Raw genomic sequence first — 24,427 nt, forward strand, 5'->3', positions numbered from 1 at the left:
CCCATCGCTGCTCGACGCTTCATCGCGCCTGCAAGCGTCCTATTTTGTGCGGCGCCAGCGGGCCGCGAGGGTCAGGACTTGCGCCCGCAGCTCGCTCAAGCCGAGATCCTGGTTGTGGATCACGGCATCAGCACAGGCGCGGCGCTGGGCCCGGCTGGCCTGGGCGTTCAGCACGGCCTGCACGGCCTCGCGGCTCAAGCCCGAGCGCTGCATGACACGCTCGATTTGCAGAGCCTCGGCGCAATCCACCACCAGCACCCGGTCGACGCGTTGACGCCAGCGGCCCGATTCCACCAGCAGGGGCACATCGAAAACGATCAGATCACTGGCGGCGGCTGCCGCGGCGCGCGCGGTCTCGGTGCCGATCATGGGGTGAAGGATGGCCTCCAGGCGCTGGCGCGCGGCCGGGTCGGCGAACACCAGCTCGCGCATGGCGCTGCGCACCAGGCCTTCATCGGCATTCACCACATGCGGGCCAAAGGCGGCGGCAATGGCGGGCAGGGCCGCGCCACCGGGCGCAGTCAAGGCGCGCGAGATGGCGTCGGTGTCAATCAGTGCGGCACCGGCCTCAACCCAGAAGCCTGCCACCGTGCTCTTGCCGCTGCCGATGCCACCGGTCAGGCCGATGCGCACAGGCGGCTGCGGCGGCTTCACGCCCAGCCCAGCCAGCCCAGCACGCGCTCCTGGCCCGCAAACAGCACGACCAGGCCGCCGCCGGCCAGGAAGGGGCCGAAGGGCACGTAGCGGCCTTCACGCAGCTGGGCATTGAGCTTCATGGCAATGCCGACGATGGCGCCGATCAGCGAGGCGCCCAGCACGATGGGCAGAATCATCTGCCAACCCAGCCAGGCACCGAGGGCGGCCAGCAGCTTGAAGTCGCCATAGCCCATGCCCTCCTTGCCTGTGGCCAGCTTGAACAGCCAGTAGATGGACCAGAGCGAGAGATAGCCCACCAAGGCGCCGGTCAAGGCCGAGCTCAAGGGCAGGGCGGTCAAGCCCAGCAGCGAGGCCGCCAGGCCGGCCCAGAGCAGGGGCTGGTTCAGCGAATCGGGCAGCAGGGTGGTGTCCCAGTCGATGGCTGCCAGGGCCAGCAAGGTGGCACCGAAACCGCACCAGAGCAGGGTCTCGGGCCGGGCGCCGAAGCGCCAGGACAGGGCGGCGAACAGCAGGCCGGTGGCCAGCTCGATCAGCGGGTAGCGCTTGGAGATGGCCGCCTTGCAGGCCGCGCATTTGCCGCCCAGACGCAGCCAGCCGATCAGCGGCAGGTTCTCATGCCAGGCCAGCTGATGGCCGCAATGCGGGCAGCGCGAGCGCGGCGTGGCGATGCCCAGGTGAGGCAGCTTGTCGAGCTGCTGACTCAGGGCCTGAGCGGAGCGGGCCAGCGTGTCGGCCTCGACGGACTTCCAGGTGGCGGCCTTTTTCAGCTCGGCGGCATCGCTGAGCTGGGCGGCCGAATCCATCAGCCATTGGCGCTCCATCATCAGGGGCAGGCGGTGGATCACCACGTTCAAAAAGCTGCCGATGCACAGGCCCAGCAGGCCCAGCATGGCCGGGCTCAACAACCATTCGTAATCAGGAGTCATGTCGTAGGCTGGTCAGACCACTTGGCCGAGCTTGAAGATGGGCAGGTACATGGACACGACGATGCCGCCGATGATGCCGCCCAGGATCACGATGATGAAGGGCTCCATCAGGCTGGACAGAGCGGCCACCGCCTCGTCGACTTCGTCCTCGAAGAACTCGGCGGCCTTGCCCAGCATATGGTCCAGCGAGCCGGACTCTTCGCCGATGGCGGCCATCTGGATCACCATGGTCGGGAAGATGCCGGTGGTCTGCATCGAGGTGGTCAGGGCCGTGCCGGTGGAGACATCGCGCTGGATTTTCTCGGTCGCCTCAGCAAACACGGCATTGCCGGCCGCGCCACCGACCGAATCCAAGGCTTCCACCAAGGGCACGCCAGCGGCAAACATGGTGGACAGGGTGCGTGTCCAGCGGGCCACGGCCGATTTGTAGAGCAGCTCACCGAAGACCGGGATCTTCAGCAGCAGCCGGTCCATGGTGTGCTGCATCTTGACCGAGCGTTTCCAGCTCTGGAAGAAGAAGTACAGCCCGCCACCGATGCTGCCAAAGATCAGCCACCAATAGGACACAAAAAACTCGGACATCGCGATCACGGCCAGCGTCGGTGCGGGCAGATCAGCGCCGAAGCTCTGGAACACGTCCTTGAAGGCTGGTACGACGAAGATCATGATCACGGCCACCACGACAAAGGCGACCACAAACACGGCGATCGGGTAGGTCAGGGCGGACTTGATCTTGTTCTTGATGGCGACCGTTTTCTCCTGGTAGATGGCCAGGCGGTCGAGCAGGGATTCCAGGATACCGGCGGCTTCGCCGGCTTCAACCAGGTTGCAGTAGAGCGCGTCGAAGTAAAGCGGCTGCTTGCGCAGGGCATTGGACAGGCTGGTACCCGTCTCAACGTCCTGCTTGATGTCGTTGAGCAAGCGGGTCAGGCGCGGGTTGGTGCTGCCGCGGCCGACGATCTCGAAGGACTGCAGCAGGGGCACGCCGGCCCGCATCATGGTGGCCAGCTGGCGGGTGAAGATGGCGATGTCTTTTTGCTTGATGGCCTTGCCGCCGCTCATGCGGCGCTTCTTGACCTTGCTGACCAGGATGCCCTGGCGGCGCAGGGTGGCGCTGACCATGGCCTCGCCCCCGGCGCGCAACTCACCTCGCACGATCTTGCCGTTGCGGTCCTTGCCTTCCCACTCGAACACGAACTCCGCCGTGTTCTTGGCTGCCGCACTAGTCGCCATACCACCTCCTGGCCTCAGGCCCTTGTCCTTGTTCCTGCCCTGCGGCAAACGGTTCTTTATTCATTGGTCGCCGCCAGCACTTCTTCGAGCGTGGTCACGCCCGAGCGGACCTTGACCAGGCCGAACTGACGCAGATCGCGCACTCCCTCGGCCTGGGCCTGGGCAGCGATGTCCATGGCCGTGCCTTCGGCCAGGATGATGCGCTGGATGGCCTCGGTGATGGGCATCACCTGGTACAGGCCCACCCGGCCGCGGTAGCCGCTGTTGCAGCTGTTGCAGCCCACGGCGCGGTACTGTTTCCAGCTGCCGTCCAGTTCTTCTTCCTTGAAGCCGGCACGCAGCAGGGCTTCGCGCGGGTACTCGGCCGGTGCCTTGCAGTTTTCGCACAGGCGCCGCACCAGGCGCTGGGCCGTGATGAGCAGCACGCTGGACGCGATGTTGAACGGGGCCACGCCCATGTTCAAGAGCCGGGTCAGGGTCTTGGGCGCGTCATTGGTGTGCAGGGTGGACATCACCATATGGCCGGTCTGGGCGGCCTTGATGGCGATGTCGGCGGTTTCCAGGTCGCGGATTTCGCCGACCATGATGATGTCGGGATCCTGGCGCAGGAAAGACTTCAGCGCGGCCGAGAAGCTCAGGCCCGCCTTGTCATTGACATTGACCTGGTTGATGCCGGGCAGGTTGATTTCGGCCGGGTCTTCCACGGTCGAAATGTTGACGCCCGGCTGGTTCAGGATGTTCAGGCAGGTGTAGAGCGACACCGTCTTGCCCGAGCCGGTCGGGCCGGTCACCAGCACCATGCCGTAGGGGCGTGAGATGGCAGCCAGCAGGCGCTCTTTCTCGATCTTTTCGTAGCCCAGGGCGTCGATGCCCAGCTTGGCCGAGGACGGGTCCAGGATACGGATCACGATCTTCTCGCCGAACAGGGTCGGCAAGGTGCTGATCCGGAAGTCGATGGCCTTGGCGCCGAACTTCAGCTTCATGCGGCCGTCTTGCGGCACGCGACGTTCGGCAATGTCCAGGCGCGACAGCACCTTGATGCGCGAAGCCAGCTTGTCCTTGATCGCGATCGGCGGCTGGGTGATTTCGCGCAGCTCGCCGTCCACGCGAAAGCGCACGCGGTAATGGAACTCGTAGGGCTCGAAATGCAGGTCGGACGCGCGCAGATTGATGGCGTCGACCAGCATCTTCTGGAGAAAACGCACCACGGGCGCGTCTTCCACATCGGCCAGTTCGGCGGCAGTCTCCTGCGGCGCGCTTTCTTCTTCGGCAATGTCGAAATCGAAATCACCGCCAGTGATGGTTTCCAGGGCCTCGCTGGCGCTGGAGCTGGCGCCCGCCAGCAGCTTGGTCAGCTTGTCATGCTCGACGATCACCCATTCCGGCGTCAGCTGGGTGGCGAACTTGATGCGCTCGACCACGTCCTGGTCGGTCGGGTCGGCGCCGCCGATGAAGAGCCGGCTGCCGCGCCGCCCCAGCACCACCACCTGGTACTGCTGGGCCAGCTTGTTGTCGATGATGTTCTGCGGCATGCGCTGAACATCCATGGCATTCAGGTCCAGCAGCGGCACGGCCAGGGCTGTGGACAGGGTGTGGGCCAGATCCACCGGACTCACCAGCCCCGCCGCGATCACCGAATTGACGAAGCTGGTCTTCTTCTCGCGCGCCTGGCGCATCAGGTCTTCGGCCGCTTTGGGCTGCAGCTTGCCGGCATGCACCAGCATGCGCGCCACGCCCGAAAGGGCGGACTGAGGCGGCTCGGCCAGGGTGGGTTCCACGGTGTAGATCAGGCTCGCAGGTCGATGAGTGGGGCGTCCATCCCACAGAGGCAGGATGGACAAGGCGTATCAATCAGGACTGTAAACCGAGCGAGGCCGCAGAGCGCGCGGGCCGATGTGCCGGAGCACACGATTTCACCCCGGGGAAGCCCTTGGTGAAGCCCTGAAAAGCCGGGCGAAGCCCTGGCCGCCGTGGGCTTGTGAGGATGCGTGCGGTCGACGCGGAGCCCCTTGGCTATCGAAGCCTGCGTCTTTCAAACCGAGACCGGCGTCAGACGTCGGGCAGGCCGGGCCCGGACCCTGGCCTGCAGTCAACGGGTTTGGTGAGGATTTGTAAAAGTTCGCAAGCAAAACCTACCGGGCTGGGTTCACAGGGATTCGGCGGGTTCCGCTGCGAGCAAGGGCAGGCGCACCGTGGCCGTGGTTCCGACCCCCGGGGCGCTGGCCAGCAGCAGCTGGCCGCCGTGCAGTTCGACAATTTCCTTGACGATGCTCATGCCCAGGCCGGTGCCGAGGATGGCGCCCGACTTGTCGGCTCGATAGAAGCGCTCGGTGACGTGCGAGAGCTGCTCCTCGGTCATGCCGATGCCGTGGTCCTGCACCGCCAGCACGGCCATGGCCGATCCATCGCTGCTGGCGCCGGCCATGCTCAGGCTCAGCTCGACCGGGCCACCGGCCGGCGAGTATTTGTAGGCGTTGGACAGCAGATTGCGCAGCACCTGCTGCAGCTTCTGCCGATCGGCATGGATGCGGCAGCCTTGGCTGGGCAGGCTCAGTGCGGGCAGGGCGCGTGCGTCAGGCGGGCTGAAGTCGTCGACCACTTCCTGAACCAAGGCCTGGAGGTCCAGCACTTCGAGCTCGAAGTCCTGGCCGCGTCGGGCCTCGATGCGAGCCAGGTCCAGCAGCTGGTTGAGGATGGCGATCATGGACTGGCATTGCCGGTGGATGCGGCCCAGCATCTCCTTCTGTCGCTCGGGGGGCTGTTCACGCATCAGCAGCAGCTCGGTGAAACCGTAGATGCTGGCCATGGGGGTGCGCAGCTCGTGGGCGGCGGTGCTCAGGAACTCGCTCTTCATCTGCTCCACCTCGACCTGGTGGGTCACATCGCTGAGGTGCAGCAGCTGCGCGGCAGCGGCGCCGTCGCTGCTCACGCCTTCGTGCAAGGCCAGCTCCAGCACACGGCGTGTCGGTCGCTCCAGCTCGATACGCAGCTTGCCGCTGCGCAGCTCCTGGAAGCTGATGGCGCGCGCGTCGGCGGCACGCAGGCTCAGCACGGCCTCCAACAGCTCGTCCTCATGCCGGCCCAGTGCCCGCTCGGGCGGCAAGGCGGCCAGCCGTGCAAAGGCCGGGCTGACATAACGGCAGATGTGCTGGGCGTCGAAGGACACAAAGCCGTCCGGGCTGAGGGCGAAGATGGCGGCCAGTTGCTCGCCCCGTTCGCGCAGCCTTTGGATCAGCTCCTGAACCAGCTGCAAGAGGGCGGCGCTTTCCTCGCTGCTGCCACTGCCAATCAGGGCGCGGCTGGCGCCGGTCTGGTCTTGCGCCGGTGTCGCCGCAAAGTCCTGCAGCATACGGCGCATGGTCTGCATGGCCTGGGCGCGGGCCTGCAGCTCTTCCTGCAAGCGGTCGTCCAGGGCCTGTTGCTGGCTGATGTCGCGGAAGGCGTAGACCCAGCCGCCGCCACCGGCGATTGGCGTGCGGCTCAGGTCCAACACCACGGCGTCGCGGCCTTCCGGGTTCAGGCGCAGCCGCGCCTTCCAATGACCTTCGCGCGCGGCATCGAGGGCTGGATCGAGGTCGCGGCCCAGATCGGGCAGCAGCTCCTGGATGCGCTCGCCCAGCAGGCGCTCGGGCGCCCGTTCCAGCAAATGGCCGAGCACCGGGTTGGCCAGCAGGATGCGGCCCTCGGCGTCGGTGCTGGCAATGCCATCACCAATGGCCGACAAGGTCACGGCGGCACGCTCACGCTCGAGCTGCAGCGAACTGGCGGCCTGGTTCAAGACTTCGAAGGTCTGGCGAAATTCCAGCGGCGCGTCTTCCGTTTGCATGGGGCTGAGCGCCCCGCCCGAAACCTGCAACTGCTCGCCGAAGGCACGGATCTGGCCCAGATTGCCCAACCAACGGTTGAGCGGCCACCAGACCAGACCGAGGCCGGCCAGCAAGCTCAGCAGCCCCAGACCCACCGCCACCAGGCTTTGCTGCCAGAAGCTGTTGGCAATGTGGGCGGTGTTGAAGCGCAGGCGCAGGACGCCGTAGTCCTTGCCGCCGGCCGTCACGGCCATATTGAGTTCGGGCAGTTGCTCGGCGATCGCCTTGCTGAGCCAACTGGGCGCACGCAGTTCCGGGTCCTGGTGAGCATGACGCTCAATGCGACCTCCTTTGAGATCGATGAACAGAGCGGCACTGATATCGCTGTGCTTGGAGGCGCGGGCCAGGGCGCGTTCGATGGTGTCGTAGTCGCCGATCACGGCCGATTCACTGACCACTGGGCCCAGCAGGCTGATCAAGGTGTCTGCCGAATCTTGTGCACCGTTGATGCTGTCGACATAGCTGCGCGATGCGAACCAACCGATCGCACCGCTCAAAGCCAGGAGCAAGGATGTCAGATAGAGGAGAAACACGCGCCCTATCAGGCTGGAGGGCAAAAAGCGCGAGGCGGTCATGGCAAGCATTGGGCCGCCTTAGCTTGCCAGTTCAACGCAATTGAGCCGGGGCGCTTTGATAAAAGCGTCGGTAGGGCTCGTACTCGCTTCCATCCGAGAGAATGAAATAGGCCTCCTCGGAGAGCCCGATATGCTTGGAGACCTCGGACAGAATGGCTCGACCCTTGGAATCTTTGTGCATGCCGGCGAAAGCCTTGGCCACAGCCTGTACGTCCTTGGCTGGAACTTTGGCTGAGGCCATCAGAGCAAGATCGTGCATGGGCTCCGAGCTCCAAAGCACTCGGAATTTCTTGCTTTCACGCCGACCATAGTTCTCTGCCAACTGCGAATTCACACCGGCGGCGCTGGCCTTTCCGCTGAAAAGCTGAGCCAAGGCGCCATCAGCATTGCCGGCGAACACCACCTTGGTGTCGATTTTCTTGCTCAACAAGAAGGCATACGGCAGTTTGTAGGACACCAGTGCCTCCGGGCCCGGATAGACCACATCCTTGCCGGCCAATTGACTCAGATCGGTCACTGTGGAGTCGGCAGGAACAATGATCTGCCCGTGGATGGGGGGCGTAAGTCGTCGGCCAATGACTTTCCATCCGAGCTTCTCGCGCTCCGGGCTGAACAAATGGTTGCTGAAGACGAACTCGACCTCCTGGGCCAGAACATAACTTGTCGTGTCGGCGGATGTTCGGCCGATTTTCAGGGTCAGCTTCACACCGCTGCGTTCCGAGACGTAGGCCATGATCGGGTTCCAATAGTCCGCGGTCAACGCGATATTGGCCTGGTTGACCGGTGAGAAGCGGTACAGCGGCTCCTCCGCCTGCGCTCTGGCCGCCTGCAGACCCAGGGCCATCGTGAGAGCGACGAGGACCTGAAGGCCCTGCCTGATGAGGGCGATTGTTCGGAACATGGTGAAGGCTCCTATCTTTCTGAAAACGCGGCCATCAGAAAAAGTCAATATTGGAGTTGCCGTCGGGGTTGTTGCTTGCTTGGCTCTGAACTTGGCTGCGGCGTTGAATCAGCGAGGCTTGGGCTTGGCTGGAGAGCAAGGCAGATTGCTGAGCTGTTTTCAAGAGCTCCGCCACGGCCTTGTCATCGCCGAGCCGGAACGTACTCAGCACTTCGGCCAAGCTCACTGCCTGCTGCAGCAGTTCGTCGGCAATCTGCCCAGATCGTTCGGCCACATGAACGTTCTGTCGGGTGATGGCATCAAGCTCCTTGACCGAAGCCGCCACGACCTCAATGCCCTGGGCATGTTCAGCGTTGTCGGCGGTCAGGCTGTCGAACACCGTGCTGACGCTTTTGACCGAACTGACCAAGTCCATCATCGTGCTGCTGGCGAGGCTGGCTTGTTGGGTGCCGCGCGCCACGGTTTCGGTGGAGGCTGTGATCAGCTGCTTGATCTCCTTGGCTGCTTCGGCGGAGCGGCCCGCCAGCATGCGCACCTCGCTGGCGACGACGGCAAAGCCACGCCCTTGCTCGCCTGCCCGTGCTGCTTCCACGGCCGCATTGAGTGCCAAGATATTGGTCTGGAAAGCGATGGCATCAATCACCGCAATGATGTCGGTGATGCGGCGTGAGGACTGATCGATTTCCTGCATGGTGCTGACCATCTGCTGCACCACTTCACCGCCTTTGCTTGCCATGGCCGACGAGGCTTGCGAATGTGCCAAAGCCTCCTTCGAGGCGCGGGCACTTTCTTTCACGATCACCGTGATCTGTTCCAAGGACATGGCTGCGTCGTTCAGGCCTGTTGCAGTGCGATTGGTGCGGTCCATCAGCTCGGAGCTGCTCTCGCCGACTTCGTGTGCCGCGGCATGAACCTTGAAAATGGCGTCGCGCACCAGTCGAAGTGCCGCGGCCATGCGTTGCTGGACATGCTTGAGGCGGGAGCCGACGTTGGAGTCGGTACGCACCGCGTCCAGATTCAATCGGATCGGCCCGTCCTGTCCCATGGCCTTGACCAGGAACTCCATTTCAAAGCGCTCATTGGCTTGTTGGCGCATCTGTCGCGCCGAGAAAATCAAGAAGGCGCTGAGGACCAGCAGGAAGCCCCAGTCTGCAACCAGTGACCACGGTCCGGTGGTCTCGTGCACATACAGCGGCATGCTGCTCGAGTTGAAGAAATGGAAGGCCAGGCTATGGACGCAGAACAAGCCGGTCATGTAGGCGATAACCACCCAGTCGCCATAGGGCAGTAGCAAACACAGGGAGATGTAAACATTGGCGTGGATGCTGTTGGCCCCCTGAGTCAGCTGCAACTGCAAGGCCACGAGAATCATCAGCAGGGTGGCGAAACCCAGGCGGCCCAATTCGGTTCCGCCTCGGAAGCGGTAGATCAAGCCCGCCAGCACCAGGCAGGGCAGCGTCCATTGCAGCGCCATGCCCGAGGATTCACGGCCGAAGCCCAGGGCCACGGCAAGCAAGGCGTTGCTGGCGATGATGGCCAGCATGGTTCGATCATGGCTTGAATTCGGGTTCATGCAGTCTCCAACGCCGGCGCAGGCTCAAGCCGTGCTTTCGGCCAGGTGCAGCGTAATCTTGAGGGGCCAAGCAACGCCACTGTGGGGCCGTGAAGTAGTGCCAGCAATTCCCGGGTTCTTGCACGATGGCTGCGGGTTTGAGGCATCATTCCAGAATACTCGTCATCGACCCGGAGCCGGTTCATGAAGAAGATACTGATTGTTGAAGATCAGGAAGAGATCCGTGAGTTGATTCGTGTCACGCTGGAGTTTGACGACTACGAGATTGACGAAGCCGCTGATGGCCATGAAGGACTGAGCAAGCTCAGTAGTTTCAAGCCCGATTTGATACTGCTGGACGTGATGATGCCCGGCGGAATGAGCGGTTTGGAGGTTTGCCGCCGCGTCAAAGCGGATCCTGTTTTGAAGCGCATCCGAGTGATTCTCTTGACTGCGCGAGGTCAGGAAGCCGACAAGCAAGAAGGGTTGCGGGTCGGGGCGGACGAGTATCTGATCAAGCCCTTCAGCCCGATGGAGTTGATGAAAGTCATCGACAAGGTCTTGCGCTGAGAGCCCCGGTCATTAGGCGCGTCTGCAAGCTGTCAATGAGGCGCTTCTGAGGAAGTGGCGTGGGCGTGCGTTGCTGCGACCAGCAGCCGGGCAGCGCCTTTGGGGCCGCCTGGGATCGTGTGGTCGCCATGCGGATCAGTCAGCTTGGCGATTCAGTCCGGCAACAACACCATTGAGCCGCAGCAGGGTGGGTGCAATGTCCGAGAGCGGCAGGACTTGCTGTGCCGCACCCAACTCAGCAGCCGCCTTCGGCATGCCGTACACGACACAGCTGGCTTCGTCCTGAGCCAGGGTGGCCGCGCCAGACTTGCGCATTTCCAGCAGGCCGCGCGCACCGTCGTCGCCCATGCCCGTGAAGATGACGCCAATCGCATTGCGTCCCGCGCAATGTGCAACCGACTTGAACAAGACGTCGACCGATGGTTTGTGATGATTGACCAAGGGGCCATCACGCACCTCGACCACGTACTGGGCCCCACTTCGTTTGAGCTGCATATGGCGCCCGCCCGGTGCCACCAGGACACGTCCATTGATGACCCGGTCGCCGTCCTTGGCCTCCAACACTTCCAGTTCCGTGATGCTGTTGAGGCGGGACGCAAAGGGATGGGTGAATCGTTCGGGCATGTGCTGAACCAGAACGATGCCGGGCGTGGTGCGCGGCAGTTGTTTGAGCACGGTTTCAATGGTTTGAACGCCCCCGGTGGAACTGCCGAAGGCGATCACCCGGTCGGTGGTCTCGGACATGGCGGAGGTGCTCGCGAGTGCCCCGGGCGCGAGCCGATCGCGCGGTGCAGAAGCACCCAGGGGAACTGCTGAGTTGACCCGAGTCATGGGCTGGCTTGCGCCGGAACTCAAATTGGACTGCGCCGCGATCTGGCTGGGAAGCGCGTGGACGTTTGCCCGCGCAGCTGCGCGTACCGCGCCCACCAGGCCGTTGCCTGGCCCCTCCAGAAAATCCCGCAAGCCGAGCTTGGGTTTGGTCACGAAACCGATGGCTCCGGCAGCCAGCGCTTGCATGGTGGTCTCGCAGCCGGCTTCGGTCAGGGTTGAGCACATCACCACCGGTGTCGGGTGTTCGGCCATCAAACGCTTGAGGAAGCTGATGCCGTCCATGCGTGGCATTTCTACATCGAGCACGATGACGTCAGGCCAGTTGGCTTCCAGCTTGGGCCAGGCAAACAGAGGATCGCTGGCGGTGATCGTGACTTGAATGCCTGCCGCCTCAAGCACTTGGCTGAGGTGCTTGCGCACGATGGCCGAGTCATCAATGATGGCCACACGCAAACGCGCATTCACTTCTTGGCTCCGATCAAGGCATGTCCGGTGCTGCGTTTGACCTCGACTCGGCCGCTGGGCAAATCGAGTGAGACCGTGCGTGGAACGCTGTCGCCGACATCGACGTCCTGCATTTGAAAGCCATACTTGTCGATCAAGCTCCACCCCATTTCGATATTGCGCTCGCCGACGTTGAACTTGATGTTGACGCCGTCGGGCATGGTGTCGGCGCCGCCATAGAGATGCGCCAGGTACTCCGAAGGCGCGGTGCCACTGCGTTTGATCGCTTGCAGCAACAGTTCCACGGCTTCATCCCCATAGCGCCCATCCAAGGGGGCTGTGCCTCGTGTGGTTCTGCTGGGCAGTAGAAAGTGACACATGCCGCCGATTTTCTTGACGGGGTGCCACAAGGTGATGGCCACGCAGGACCCCAGAAGCGTTCTCAACAACGCCCCCTGGCCAAAATGCCACTGACCAGGCATCAAGGTGATGGTGCTTGGGCTGCCCGGCGCGACTGGCTTGCTGGCCGGACTGCGCGGGGGCGGGATTCGGCTGGGATCTTGCTTATGCATGTTGGTAGATCGCCGGAGCAATCGCCTTGAGAGGAAGACCCAAAGAAGCCAGGGACTCGGCATGTCCAGGGTACAACACGCCGCCGGGCTTCAGGCGTTCCATCACGCGGCTGACGATCGCGGTTTTCGCCGGGCCATCGAAGTAAATCAAGACATTGCGAAGGAAGATCACATCAAACATCGGCAGCGGTGGTAGCGGCTGCATCAAATTGGCGCACTGGAACTGCACGCGCGAGCGGAGCTCACGATTGATCAGCAATTGACCCTCGTAGGGGCCGAAGCCTTGCAGGCAAAAACGTCTCAGATAGTCTGCCGGCACATTGCGCGCGCGGTCCATGGGGTACAAGCCTTGGCGGGCGCTCTCCACCACTGCCGTGGAGAGATCGGTGCCACGAATGAACCACGGGCGGCTCGAAGGATTCATGCCCAGCTTGTCGGCCAGAACCATGGCGATGCTGTAGGCCTCTTCCCCGGAGGACGAGGCACCACTCCAGACCAGGAACTCGCCGCCATCTCCTTGCCCCTGCGCACGTCGAACCAAGTCTTCGAAATGCAGCGGTTCACGGAAGAAGTAGGTTTCATTGGTGGTGAGTTTGTCCACCACGCTGACCAAGAGCTCCTCTGGCATCTGGCCGCGCACCATCTTTTGAACAAAGACGTTGATGTCTGTCTCGCCCGCTTCAAGGCTGAGCTTCTGCAAACGGCTTTGCACCAGCGCATGCTTGCTCTCCACCAACTTGATGCCGGAGATGCGATGAAACAATTCGGTGATGGCCTTGAAGGAGTCTGTGGTCAGTTGGCTCATGGGGCGGTGCGATCGAGGATGGAGCCACTCAATGGTGCTGTGCCGCAGCGATCAACTGGGACAAGGCCACCGGAGAAAGCACTTGGTCCAGATTCAGCAGGGCGGCATAGCCGTCGCGCACATTGACCATGCCTGCCAAGAACTCAGCGGCAATGGCGACGCCCAAGGTCGGGACCGGTTCGATGCGATGGGTGTCCACGTCCAGCACTTCGTAGACCGCGTCGACCAGAACCCCGGCGATCAGGCGTTCGAAATCGTCGTCGCCTTTGGCCTCCACCACAATGACGGCGGTACGTCGGCCGATGTGCGTGGGGCCAAAGCCAAAACGTGCACTCAGGTCAATCACCGGCACCACTGCACCGCGAAGATTCATCACGCCGTGGACAAAGTCGGGGGTTTGCGGCAGCGGCGTCATGCGACCCACTTCCAAGATCTCACGCACCACTTCGATAGGCACGAGCAGCGTTTCTCGAGCAACGGCCAAACGTAGAAGTTGGCGTATCGGACCCGCACCAGCCATCTCGGAGATCGCACCTCGGAGCAGATCGGCCGGAGCGTCTTTGGCTTTGTTCATCAGGGATCCTCAAAAGCGTTTGAAATAGGACTCGTCCACTTCGCCTCCACGCGAGGGCTTGGCGGCACGGCCGTCTCGTGCAGACCCTGGCGCTGCCGAAGCTTCGCCGCCATATGAGGCTGTGTGGGCATTGGCGGAGGCGCTGGAAGGCGGTTCAGCCGTAACGCTGCGCATTTCATTGAGCCTGGCGCTTTGTTTGAATTGCTGCTGCCTTTGCATGGATGGACGGGGCCGCGTTGCTTTCCCGTGTTCTGGGCTGGGTGAAACGGCGTCGTCTGCCAGTTTGAAGAAGGCCATCTGCTCCTGCAACTGCGCAGCCTGCGCCGAGAGCTCCTCGGCCGTGGCTGACAACTGCTCTGAGGCCGAGGCGGTCTGCTGCGTGGTGTTGGAGAGGTGGTTCATGGCCTTGGTGATCTGCCCCACACCCGCAGACTGTTCACCAGAAGCCGCAGAAATCTCCTGCACCAACTCGGAGGTCTTCTGAATCGAAGGCACCATATCGCTGAGCAAAGAGCCTGCCTTCTCGGCCAGGCTGACGCTGGTGCTGGCCAGACTGCCGATCTCTTGGGCCGCCACCTGACTGCGCTCGGCCAATTTGCGCACTTCGGCCGCGACCACGGCGAAGCCTTTGCCGTGCTCCCCGGCGCGAGCCGCTTCGATGGCTGCGTTCAGTGCAAGCAGATTGGTCTGGTAGGCAATGTCATCAATGATCGAAATCTTCTTTGCGATCTGCTTCATCGCGTCGACCGTCATGCTGACGGCTTGTCCGCCATCCATGGCCTCGCTGGCAGCTTTTGTCGCCATGCCGTCGGTGAGATTGGCGCTGTCGGCGTTCTGCTGCACCGAGGCGGCCATTTGATGCAGCGATGCAGTGGTTTGCTCCACGCTGGCGGCTTGCTCAGAGGCGGAGTGAGACAAGGACTGCGAGGTTTGCGAAACCTGTTCCGAGGCGCTGGAGAGTTGGTCGGCGGCGCTGCGCACTTCGCGGATCGTGCCGCTGACGGTTTCGACCAGCGAATTGAACTTGTCGCCGAGCATGCGGAAGAAGGGTTCCTTGCCTTCGAGGGGAACACGCTGTGTGAAGTCGCCCTGGGTCGCTCCGTCCACCATGCCGCCGATTTCGTTCTCAACACCGACTTCAAGCGTGCGATCCTTCCACTCCACCACGGTACCCAGGCGAACGCCCTTGGCATCGGTGATCGGGTTGGCGGTCAGGGCAAACCTCAAGCCACTGACGGTAATTTCGGTCTTGTACTCGCCCTTCAAGCCACCGAGCAGATTGCGTTGATGGCCGGGGTTGCGATGGAACTGGTCGAAATTGGAGCCCACGATGGTGCGGGCATTGAAGGTCGGCAAAACCTTGCGAAGCTCGGCCTCATTGCGAAGCATCATCTGCGCTACCGATTGGTTGTTGTAGATGATCTTGCCTTCCGTGTCGGCAATCATCACATTGGTCGAGCAGATGTCGAGAGCTTGCTTGACGCGTGCGTTCTCCGCTGCCAACTCGGCCTCGCGTTCCGCAGCCGCCAGCTCCGCGGTCATGTCCTTCCATTCCACCACGGTGCCGAGACGCTTGCCGGCAGCGATGACCGGATTGACGATCAGATCAAAGCGCCTGCCTCCGATATGAAGTCGGGTTTTGTGGGGGCTGTTCAGGCGGTCCAGCATGCCGCGCTGGTGTGCCGGGTTCTTGTGAAAAACGTCGATGTTGGTGCCAACCACCGTGGCTGCGCTGAAGCGAGGAAGGTCTTTGCGTATGTCCGATTCGGCCGCGGCCAACATGGCTCGTAACGATGCATTGCCATACACAATGTTGTAGCCCGGGTCAGCCACCATCATGTTGGTGGCCGCAACATCGAGTGCCTGACGAATGCGTTCCGCGTCCTCAGCTCGTTTTCGGGTGTCGGCAAATTCGAAGCCCAACCGGGTTTGAACGCGTTTGAGCGCCAGCATCATGGAGGCAAGCTCGTCGCTTCCCTGCACTTGAACGACGCCATCAAAACGACCTTGGCCAAACTGCTCAAATTGAGCGCCTGCCTGCCGCAGGGTCCGGCTCAGGCGCCGAGCGATGGCCCACAGGGTCCACAAGCCCAGGAAGGTCGGAAGCAGTGCCAGGCTGGCGGGCAGCCACCGGGAGGACAGCAGTTCGTGACCGAGTCCCACACCACCTGCCAGCAGCAGCACGGCGCTTGTCAGAAGCTTGGTGGGTAGACCCAGGGCATTCATTCCTTGGAGGGCTCGATCCTTCAGGCCGGTGCGCACACCGCGGCCGTCGCGTATCACCCATCCCTTGGCGCTCCCTTCCTTGAACTTGCGATACAGGGCATCGGCCGCCTCGATCTGTTCCCGGCTGGGTCGCGTGCGAACTGACATATAGCCGACCACGCTCTCGCCTTCTTTGACAGGCGTGGCATTGGCAACCACCCAGTAGAAGTCACCGTTCTTGCAGCGATTCTTGACCATGCCGGTCCACGGGCGACCGGATTTCAAGCTGTTCCACATGTCTTGGAATGCTTCTTCCGGCATGTCGGGATGGCGCACCAAGTTATGCGGCTGGCCAATCAGCTCGGTCTCGGCAAAGCCGCTCGCTTCGACGAAGTCGTCATTGATGTAGGTGATGCGCCCCTTGAGGTCGGTGCGCGACACGATGGTCATGCCGTCGCGCAAGCGGTACTCAGTCTGTGTCACCGGGAGGTTGCTTCGCATCGTGGGCCTTTCGATTGCGGCTTGTGTTGTGATCGTGTTTCCAGCGCAGCGTGGATGCTGCGTGCTCAGCGCTGCTGTCTGGCTTGACCCCGGGAGCTTTTCTCTTCGGCGAGGCGGAAGAAGGCCATTTGTTCCTGGAGCTGATTGGCCTGGGCAGACAACTCCTCGGCCGTCGCGGAAAGCTCTTCTGAAGCCGAGGCCGTTTGTTGCGTGGTGTTCGACAGGTGGTTCATCGCACCCGTGATCTGGGTCACGCCTTGAGACTGCTCACCGGATGCTGCTGAAATCTCCTGCACCAGTTCACTGGTCTTTTGAATCGAAGGCACCATATTGCTGAGCAGACTGCCGGCTCGTTCGGCCAGTTGGACGCTGTTGCTGGCCAGGTTGCCGATCTCTTGCGCTGCCACTTGGCTGCGTTCGGCCAATTTGCGGACCTCGGCGGCAACCACAGCGAAGCCCTTGCCGTGTTCGCCGGCCCGAGCGGCTTCGATGGCGGCGTTCAAGGCCAGGAGATTGGTTTGATAGGCGATGTCATCGATGATGGAAATCTTGGTGGCGATTTGCTTCATGGCGTCCACCGTCATTCCCACGGCTTGACCGCCCTCCATGGCTTCTCGAGCAGCCTTGGTGGCCATGCCGTCGGTGACGTTGGCACTCTCGGCGTTCTGTTTCACCGACGCCGCCATTTCTTGCAAAGAGGCGGTGGTCTCTTCGACGCTGGCGGCCTGCTGCGAAGCGGAATGTGACAGGCTCTGCGAGGTTTGTGAGACTTGGTCGGAAGCGCCGCTGAGTTGATCGGCAGCGACCCGGACCTCACGGATGGTGTCGCTGATGGTGTCGATCAGGCCATTGAATTTTTCGCCGATCTGGCGAAAGAATCCATGCTTGCCGTCCAGGCCAATGCGCTGACTGAGATCTCCGCTGGTGGCTGCGCTGGTCAGCGAATCAAATTCGCGCTCGGCGGCCAGTTGCTCGGTGCGATCCAGCCATTGGCCGACAGTTCCGATGTTCTTTCCGTTCGGGTCGCGAATCGGAGTGGTTGTGACGTCGTAAGTGCGGCCGCCCAGCACCATGGTGGAGTGGGCGGTGTCGCTCAAGTTCTTCAGGCGTTCGACGGCTGCGGCCGCGTCGCGATAGAACATGCCGATGGAGCCGCCCAGCACTTTGCTGGGATCAAAGCCTGGCAGTTCGCTGCGGAAGGCCGCCTCATCACGGCGCAAGACCGTCATCAAAGCCTCGTTGACGTAAACGATGGTGCCGTCCGCCGCTGAGATTCGAACCGGCATGGCCGCCACATCCAAGGCTTGCTTGATGCGGGCATTGGCGGCGGCCAGGGTTTGTTCGCGCTCGCGAGCGATCAGCTCCTGAGTCATGTCACGCCACTCCACCACAGTGCCAAGGCGTTGGCCGGTCGCATCGGTGATGGGGTTGGCGATCAGAGAAAAGTGCAGCTCCGCCACCTGGATCTGGGTCTTGTATTCGCTCCTCAAGTTGCCCAGCAGATTGCGTTGGTGCGCGGGGTTGCGGTGGAAGCTGTCGAAGTTGCTGCCGACGACTTGCTTGGCGTCGAAGTTGGGCAGTGACTGTCGCAGCGCTGCTTCGTTGCCCTGCAGCATGGCAGTCACGGAGCGGTTTGCGTAGACGATCTGCCCTTCAGGGTCGGCGATCATCACATTGGTCGAGCAACTGTCCAGCGCTTGCTTGACACGGGCGTTCTCGGAGGCAATTCGTCCGTCGCGCTCATTGCGTTCGCGCAAGTTGGATTGCATTTGCACCAAGCTCTTCAGTAGCTGGCTGGTTTCATCGGTGCCTTGAACTTGCACTTCATTGTCCAGTCGGCCATCGCCGATCTCTCTGGACAGCGCCACGGCCCTGGCCAAGGGCAGGGTGACGCTTCGCGTCAGCATCCAAGCCATGGCGATCACCAGCAGGACGGCGAAACCGGTCACGCCGATCAACCAGAGGCGAGCAGAGACGTAGTTTGATGAGGCCGCAGTCACATCCTGTTCTGCGTCCTGGAGCTGCATGGCCACCGCTTTGTCTATCGTGGTTTGCAGCGCTTTGGCCGCAGGGCTGGCCGAGCTCAGAAGCAGTTTGGTGGCTTCTTCGTCTTTGTTGAGGTTCGCAAGTTCCATGACCTGATCATTCAGGGCGCGGGATTTTTTCGCTTGTTCCCGGGCTTGCTCGAGATCTCGCTGATCTTCCTCACGCGCCGTGTTCTTGCTGATGGACGCGAAGGACTTGTCAAACGCCTCTCGAGCCTCTGCGATCTTGCGGCGTTCGCCTTCGATGGCGTCGTTGGTGTTGATCAGAATGAGGCTTCGTATGACCCGTTGTTCAACGTGCGTCTGCTCCGACAACTCGTTCAAGTCGACCATGCGACTGAAGTTCTCATGCACCACATGTTCAAGCGCATGGTTGACGTTGGCTAGATCCTTGAGTGCCAGTACGACCACAGCGATCAACATGGCCAGAAGCAGGGCAAAGCCCAACCCCAAACGCTGCCCAACTTTCATATTCGCGAGTGTCATGGAGAAGCCTCGTCTTTCTTCGATGGAAGGTGCGGTATCGGCCCCCTGCGGCCATTAACGCCTTCGAGAACCTTTGTGATGCGATGAGGTCGTGTGCTTGTCTTCGGCCAGCTTGAAGAAGGCCATCTGGTCCTGCAGTTGCGAGGCTTGCGCCGACAGCTGTTCGGCCGTTGCCGAAAGCTCTTCCGACGCCGAGGCCGTCTGTTGGGTCGCCGTGGACAAGTGATTCATGGCACCGGTGATCTGGGTCACGCCCTGGGACTGTTCTCCCGATGCCGCGGCAATCTCCTGCACCAGCTCGCTGGTCTTCTGGATGGAAGGCACCATATTGCCCAGCAGGCTCCCGGCCTTTTCAGCCAGCTGAACGCTGTTGCTTGCCAGATTGCCGATTTCTTGTGCGGCGACCTGGCTTCTTTCGGCCAGCTTCCGTACCTCGGCAGCGACCACTGCAAAGCCCTTGCCGTGTTCGCCGGCGCGAGCGGCTTCGATGGCAGCGTTCAAGGCCAGGAGATTGGTTTGATAGGCGATGTCATCGATGATGGAAATCTTGGTGGCGATTTGCTTCATGGCGTCCACGGTCATGCCCACGGCTTGTCCACCTTCCATGGCTTCGCGCGCGGCCTTGGTGGCCATGCCGTCAGTGAGATTGGCGCTGTCTGCGTTTTGCTTGACCGAGGACGCCATTTCTTGCAGGGACGCGGTGGTTTCTTCCACGCTGGCGGCTTGCTGGCTCGCTGAGTGCGAGAGCGACTGTGAGGTTTGCGACACCTGTTCCGAGGCGCCGCTCAATTGATCTGCAGCGACGCGCACTTCACGAATGGTGCCGCTGACCGTTTCAACCAGTGAATTGAACTTCTCGCCCAACATGCGGAAGAAGGGCTCTTTGCCCTCCAGGCCAATGCGATTGGCAAAGTCGCCTTGATTGGCGGCTTCCACCATGCCGCTGACCTCAAGCTCCGCGGCCACTTCCGCAGTACGGTCCTTCCACTCGACCACCGTGCCCAGGCGGTGTCCATCGGCCGCGTGGATGGGGTTGGCGGTCAGCGCGAAAGTCAGCTGGCCTACCTTGATTTCGGTCTTGTACTCGCTCTTCAAACCGCCCAGCAGATTGCGCTGATGGCTTGGATTGCGATGGAACTGATCAAAATTGCTGCCGACGATCCGTCGTGCATCGAACTGCGGCAAGACCTTGCGCAACTCGTTTTCGTTGCGCTGCATCATCTGCGAGACCGACTGGTTGTTGTAAATGATCAGACCGTCGCTGTCGGCGATCATCACATTGGTCGAGCAGATGTCCAGCGCTTGCTTGACGCGGGCGTTTTCCGCGGCCAGTTTGAGCTCACGCTCGCGGGCGGCCAGCTCCTGGGTGATGTCCTTCCACTCCACCACGGTGCCCTGGCGTTGGCCTGCGGCGTCGAAGATGGGGTTGGCGATCAGGGAGAAATTCAGCGCAGCCACCTGGATTTGCGTCTTGTACTCGCCCTGCAACTGTCCCAATAGATTGCGCTGATGGGCCGGGTTCTTGTGAAAGCTGTCGAAGTTGCTGCCCACCACGCGCTTGGCTTCAAAATTGGGCAGAACCTTGCGCAGCTCGGCTTCATTGCCCTGCAGCATCGCCTGGACAGATTGGTTGGTGTAGATGATCTGTCCATCGACGTCGGCAATCATCACATTGGTGGAGCATTGGTCGAGCGCTGCCTTGACCCGGCCCGTCTCCTCGGCCAGGCGCGTGTCGCGATCACGACGCTCGCGCAGATTGCTCTGCATCGTTCCCAGCGTGGTGAGCAAGGTGCCGGCTTCGTCCTTGTGCTTGTCCTGGGTGTCGAAGTCCAGGTCCCCTTTGGCCACCGCATCGGCCGCGGCCACCGCCCTTTGCAAAGGTTGCGTGATGGTGCGAACAATGGCGACACCTGTCAGCAAAGCCAGGAGCGCGAGCCCACCGAGCGCACTGGCGCCGATGTTTCTCTGCAGGCTGAGCTTGTGAATGCGCTCATCGAGAAGCCGCTCCAGGTTGTCGGTGGCAGCATTGAACAAGCCATATTGAGCTTCGGTCGCCAAAGTGCCTTGGCTGAACATGTCCGCCGCACTCAGGCTGGGCTTGCCGTTGAACAGCTGTTGATCGACCAGCTTGAGAAAGCTGTCCGCGCTCTTTTGCGCCTCCTGCGCACTGAGATTCAGTGCTTGGGCGAGCTGGGTGTCGCTTTGGAGTGCTTTGTTCAACTGGCGTTGGCCGCGCTGCCGCCAGAAGTCTGACTTTTCCCGCATGTCGTGCAAGGTCGCCAAGTCCGCCGCACTCAGGTCTTTGCCATTGCCTGCTTGCTTGACCATGGCTGAGCTTTTGCCACGCACCAGGGCAATGGATTCCGTGAGCTGCGGAACATATTCCGCCACCGCGGTCACCAGGTAGTAGGTCGATTCTTCCGGGTCGAGTGAAAGACCGGACGCATCCGCAATGTTCTCGACCAGCAGCAAGGCTTCGTTCACCAATTCGCTGTGGGCGGTAAAGCTCTTCGAGGCGTCTATCGTCTTGCCACTGACCTGGTCTTGAAGCTTCTGTACCGCAGCACTCATGGCGTTGGTTCGTGTCAGGGCATCCCGGTATCGAGGGTTGTCCTTGGGCAGGATTTGCAACAGCTTCTTGAGCTGCAGGGCGATCTCGGCTTCGCTCTCGGCCAATTTGGATTGAACCTGTGTGTCGCCATTGAGAGCAAGACTGGACAAGCCACGATGGACTTGCAGCGCTCGCATGATTTGGATGGTCGGCCTCAATGGGGCGATGCCGTCCTTTTCGGATATGGCGGCGTCCACTTGTTGACCCATATTCCGCAAGACCAGGGTCAGAGGGATGGCGCACGCCAAAGTTGAAATCAGTGCCAGCAATACAAATCTTTGCCAGAGCTGCAGTCTGCGTAGAAGCTGTTGCATTTTTTTCTCCCTTGGAACTCATTCAGGAACTCATGACAGGGTGAGATTCAGGCTGATGACTTGCCTTGAACGGACGAGGTGAGGTGGGCGGATTGATGTGTGGTTTGGGAGCCCGGCCGTGCGATGAGCCGGGCGCGCTGGCCGCCTTCGATGGCAGCGGCAAACAGGCCCGAGACATCCAGCAACAGGGCCACTTCGCCCGAGCCCAAGATGGTGGATCCCGCCAAGGCTTTGAGGTGCTGAAAGATGCTGGAGAGCGGTTTGATCACGGTTTGATGCTCGCCCATCAAACGATCCACGATCAGGCCAACACGTGTCGGGCCGTCGCGTACCACCACCACGCTGCGGCGTCGACTGAGGTCTGGCTTGACGCCATAGAAGCGTGCCAGATCCAGCCAGGGCAGCACCTCGCCGCGCAGGTTGAATGTGCCGCTGACGCGGGCTTCGTCTTGGCTGCTGCATTCGCCCGGAACATCGATGCACTCGGCCACCGCTGCGAGGGGCAGAACATAGTTGACGCCGCCCACCATGGTGAGAAATCCGTCAATCATGGCCAGCGTGAGCGGCAGGCGAATCTGGGTCAGCGTGCCCTGTCCGACTTGACTGCTCAGACTGATGGTGCCGCGCAGCGATTCGATGCTGCGCTTGACCACGTCCATCCCGACACCTCGACCCGACAGATCGGTGATCTGCTCGGCGGTTGAAAATCCCGGCTGAAAGATCAACTGCCAGACCTCGTGGTCTGACAGGATCTGGCCCTCGGCCACCAGTTCACGCTCCACGGCCTTGCGAAGGATTCGCTCGCGTGCCAAGCCTCGACCATCGTCACTGACTTCGATCACGACCGCACCAGCTTCGTGGAATGCGTTCAGAGCCAGTCGACCGCTCGGCGACTTTCCGGTCGCAAGGCGCTCCTCGCAGGTCTCAAGACCGTGGTCCATGCTGTTGCGTACCAAATGCATCAGCGGGTCGGCGATGGCGTCGACCATGGATTTGTCCAACTCGGTGTCGCCGCCGGTGACGATCAACTCAACTTCCTTGCCCAGTTGCTTGGACACGTCGCGCACCACGCGCTGGAACCGGGCAAAGGTTTCACCGATGGGCACCATGCGGAGCGCCAGGGTGCCGTCGCGTGTTTCTTGCACCAGGTCCATCACACGCTGGGTCGCTTCTAGCAGCACTTCAGCGCCCTCTTGATGGGCAATCATCTGTGCGCCGGAGCCGGCAATCACCAACTCACCGATCAGGTCGATCAACTTGTCCAGCTTGTCGGCTCGCACCCGGACAAACCGGGTTTCGTCGCCAGCGCGGCGATCACGCCCGCCTTCGCGGCGCTCGCCGACTCCGCTGCGGCGGTCCCCGCCGCGTTTGACCTCGCCCTCTGCAGCAGGCGCGCGGCGCTCAATATGGGGAATCACGGGCGGGGCTTCGTCAGCCTTGTTCGCTTCGGGCGTTCTGAGCGGCTCCAAGCGCACCTCAAACTGAATGCCCATGGCGCGCCAACAGTCGAAAAGCGCGGTTCGGGCTTCCGCATCGCTGCCGCAACGCTGGGTTGCGAGGTCTTCAAATGCAGCGGGCGGGGACCCGGGTGGCAGGATCACGATGTCGCTGTCGTCAGCCGCAAACTCGAAGACCTGCTCAATCTCGGCGTGACTGGCTGCGCTCTCGAAGCGAATTTCAAAGCCGAGATAGCAGGCTTCTGCGTCCAGGGCATCCAAGGCCGGTACGGCGGCGGTCTGGGTGCGAATCGCGGTGACTTTTCCCAAAGTACGCAGGTAGCGAATGAAGGACAAGGGGTCCAGGCCGTTGCGCAGCGCATCGGCCAGGAAGCGCAGGGACAGATGCCAGCCGTGATCGGCCGCCGTTTCGGCCTTCGTCTCGATGGCGGCCTGCGTTGCCGGGGGCGGCTCGGCCAGGGCGGGTTTACCCAAGAGCGCGCGGAGCCGGCCGGCCAGAGCGGCGCTGCTGGCAGCGACCTGCGGGTCGCTTTCGCCGCTGCGCACTTCGCCAAGCAGCATCTCGATCTGGTCGCGGCTTTCCAGCAAGGCGCCCATCACATCGTCGTCAAGCTGGCGTTGATTGGCGCGCAAAGCTTCCAGCAGGGTTTCAGCTTCGTGGGTGAAGCTGACCACCGCATCACAGCCAAACATGCCAGCCGTGCCTTTGATGGTGTGTGCCGCCCGGAACGCCGAGTTCAGGCTTTCTGAATCTGCAGGGTCACTTTCCAGTACCAGCAGCCCTTGCTCGAACTGGCGCAGCATTTCCTGGGCTTCGTCGAGAAATCCGGCCCGTGCAACGGCCAGGATTTCGGCGTCGTCATCGCTCATAGACATAGGCTTCTTCCTGTCAGCGGGTGGCGGCGACTTGCGCAAGGGGCGTGGGTCCCGCGGCACCGAGCGTGGGCTCCAGTCCATAGCAGCGCAGAACCTCCAGAACGACGTCGCTGGCTTGGACAATCAGCACTTCCGCGTTCATCTCCTGGACACTGCGCTGGGTGGACAGCAGCAGCTGCACGCCCGCGCTGTCAAAGTCGCTGACGCCGCTCAAGTCCAGGCGAAGCGGGCCAGCCCCCATGCTTTGAACAGCGTCCAACAACCTTTGCCGTTGGGCTGCGGCTTGAGCGATCGTGAACTCGGGCCCCACCGTCAAGGTCGGGGGCTCAAGGGTTGAAGCGCTGCTCGCCAGTGTGGCTGGGGCATCTTCGGCATCCGGCATGGCTCACTCCCAGGGGTTGGCGGACCCCAGTCAATCGGGTTTTG

16 protein-coding genes and 2 pseudogenes are annotated in these 24,427 nt (G+C 61.9%); 1 reads left to right on the forward strand and 17 read right to left on the reverse strand.

All coding sequences use genetic code 11. The features are described 5' to 3' along the window. Positions 1-39: 39 nt before the first annotated feature. From coaE to AC1Q6P_RS10210, 7 genes are all read right to left on the reverse strand, one after another. Positions 40-660 (reverse strand): dephospho-CoA kinase, encoded by a 621-nt coding sequence (gene coaE, locus AC1Q6P_RS10180; RefSeq protein ID WP_492663814.1) that lies wholly within the window; start codon positions 658-660, stop codon positions 40-42. Next, positions 651-1,583, reverse strand: a complete 933-nt coding sequence (locus AC1Q6P_RS10185) for a prepilin peptidase (RefSeq protein ID WP_492663784.1) — start codon at positions 1,581-1,583, stop codon at positions 651-653. The genes coaE and AC1Q6P_RS10185 overlap by 10 nt, the downstream gene beginning before the upstream one ends. Positions 1,584-1,595: 12 nt before the next feature. After that, positions 1,596-2,816: a type II secretion system F family protein gene (locus tag AC1Q6P_RS10190; protein ID WP_492663785.1), complete on the reverse strand. Its 1,221-nt coding sequence runs from the start codon at positions 2,814-2,816 to the stop codon at positions 1,596-1,598. Positions 2,817-2,872: 56 nt separating this feature from the next. Next, complete coding sequence (gene pilB / locus AC1Q6P_RS10195) at positions 2,873-4,540, reverse strand: type IV-A pilus assembly ATPase PilB (protein ID WP_102766590.1); 1,668 nt, start codon at positions 4,538-4,540, stop codon at positions 2,873-2,875. 422 nt (positions 4,541-4,962) lie between these two features. Continuing rightward, positions 4,963-7,191 carry a PAS domain-containing sensor histidine kinase gene (locus tag AC1Q6P_RS10200; protein WP_492663786.1) on the reverse strand — a complete coding sequence of 743 codons (2,229 nt, stop codon included), beginning with the start codon at positions 7,189-7,191 and terminating at the stop codon, positions 4,963-4,965. A gap of 97 nt (positions 7,192-7,288) precedes the next feature. Next, positions 7,289-8,158, reverse strand: coding sequence for a phosphate/phosphite/phosphonate ABC transporter substrate-binding protein (locus tag AC1Q6P_RS10205; protein ID WP_492663787.1), 870 nt, complete (start codon positions 8,156-8,158; stop codon positions 7,289-7,291). Between the two features lie 34 nt (positions 8,159-8,192). After that, positions 8,193-9,521 carry a methyl-accepting chemotaxis protein gene (locus AC1Q6P_RS10210; protein ID WP_492663788.1) on the reverse strand — a complete coding sequence of 443 codons (1,329 nt, stop codon included), beginning with the start codon at positions 9,519-9,521 and terminating at the stop codon, positions 8,193-8,195. Between the two features lie 393 nt (positions 9,522-9,914). Between AC1Q6P_RS10210 and AC1Q6P_RS10215 the strand changes: the two genes are divergently transcribed. Next, positions 9,915-10,280: a response regulator transcription factor gene (locus AC1Q6P_RS10215; protein WP_271010372.1), complete on the forward strand. Its 366-nt coding sequence runs from the start codon at positions 9,915-9,917 to the stop codon at positions 10,278-10,280. 135 nt (positions 10,281-10,415) lie between these two features. Here AC1Q6P_RS10215 and AC1Q6P_RS10220 read toward each other — a convergent pair whose 3' ends face one another. From AC1Q6P_RS10220 to AC1Q6P_RS10265, 10 genes and pseudogenes are all read right to left on the reverse strand, one after another. Beyond that, positions 10,416-11,576, reverse strand: coding sequence for a protein-glutamate methylesterase/protein-glutamine glutaminase (locus AC1Q6P_RS10220; RefSeq protein ID WP_171827653.1), 1,161 nt, complete (start codon positions 11,574-11,576; stop codon positions 10,416-10,418). Then, on the reverse strand, positions 11,573-12,190 hold the full coding sequence (locus tag AC1Q6P_RS10225; protein ID WP_492703168.1) for a chemotaxis protein CheD: 618 nt from the start codon (positions 12,188-12,190) through the stop codon (positions 11,573-11,575). Before AC1Q6P_RS10225 ends, AC1Q6P_RS10220 begins: the two co-directional genes overlap by 4 nt. Beyond that, the gene (locus AC1Q6P_RS10230) at positions 12,120-12,932 is read right to left on the reverse strand and encodes a CheR family methyltransferase (RefSeq protein ID WP_492663789.1); all 813 of its coding nucleotides are present in this window, start codon (positions 12,930-12,932) and stop codon (positions 12,120-12,122) included. Before AC1Q6P_RS10230 ends, AC1Q6P_RS10225 begins: the two co-directional genes overlap by 71 nt. 28 nt (positions 12,933-12,960) lie before the next feature. After that, positions 12,961-13,506: a chemotaxis protein CheW gene (locus AC1Q6P_RS10235; RefSeq protein ID WP_102766197.1), complete on the reverse strand. Its 546-nt coding sequence runs from the start codon at positions 13,504-13,506 to the stop codon at positions 12,961-12,963. A gap of 276 nt (positions 13,507-13,782) precedes the next feature. Then, a pseudogene (locus tag AC1Q6P_RS10240) lies at positions 13,783-14,469 on the reverse strand (methyl-accepting chemotaxis protein); the annotation flags it as partial. Positions 14,470-15,228: 759 nt separating this feature from the next. Beyond that, positions 15,229-16,212, reverse strand: a pseudogene (locus tag AC1Q6P_RS10245) (PAS domain-containing protein); the annotation flags it as partial. Positions 16,213-16,277: 65 nt separating this feature from the next. Beyond that, positions 16,278-18,743 (reverse strand): methyl-accepting chemotaxis protein, encoded by a 2,466-nt coding sequence (locus AC1Q6P_RS10250; protein ID WP_492663790.1) that lies wholly within the window; start codon positions 18,741-18,743, stop codon positions 16,278-16,280. 54 nt (positions 18,744-18,797) lie between these two features. Next, the gene (locus tag AC1Q6P_RS10255) at positions 18,798-21,464 is read right to left on the reverse strand and encodes a methyl-accepting chemotaxis protein (protein WP_492663791.1); all 2,667 of its coding nucleotides are present in this window, start codon (positions 21,462-21,464) and stop codon (positions 18,798-18,800) included. A gap of 251 nt (positions 21,465-21,715) precedes the next feature. Further along, complete coding sequence (locus tag AC1Q6P_RS10260; protein WP_492663792.1) at positions 21,716-23,995, reverse strand: chemotaxis protein CheA; 2,280 nt, start codon at positions 23,993-23,995, stop codon at positions 21,716-21,718. Positions 23,996-24,014: 19 nt separating this feature from the next. After that, a complete protein-coding gene (locus AC1Q6P_RS10265) occupies positions 24,015-24,383 on the reverse strand; it encodes an STAS domain-containing protein (protein ID WP_492663793.1) in 369 nt (122 codons plus the stop codon). Positions 24,384-24,427: the final 44 nt, after the last annotated feature.

The organism is Roseateles sp. GW835-FHT13E02 (assembly GCF_058794035.1).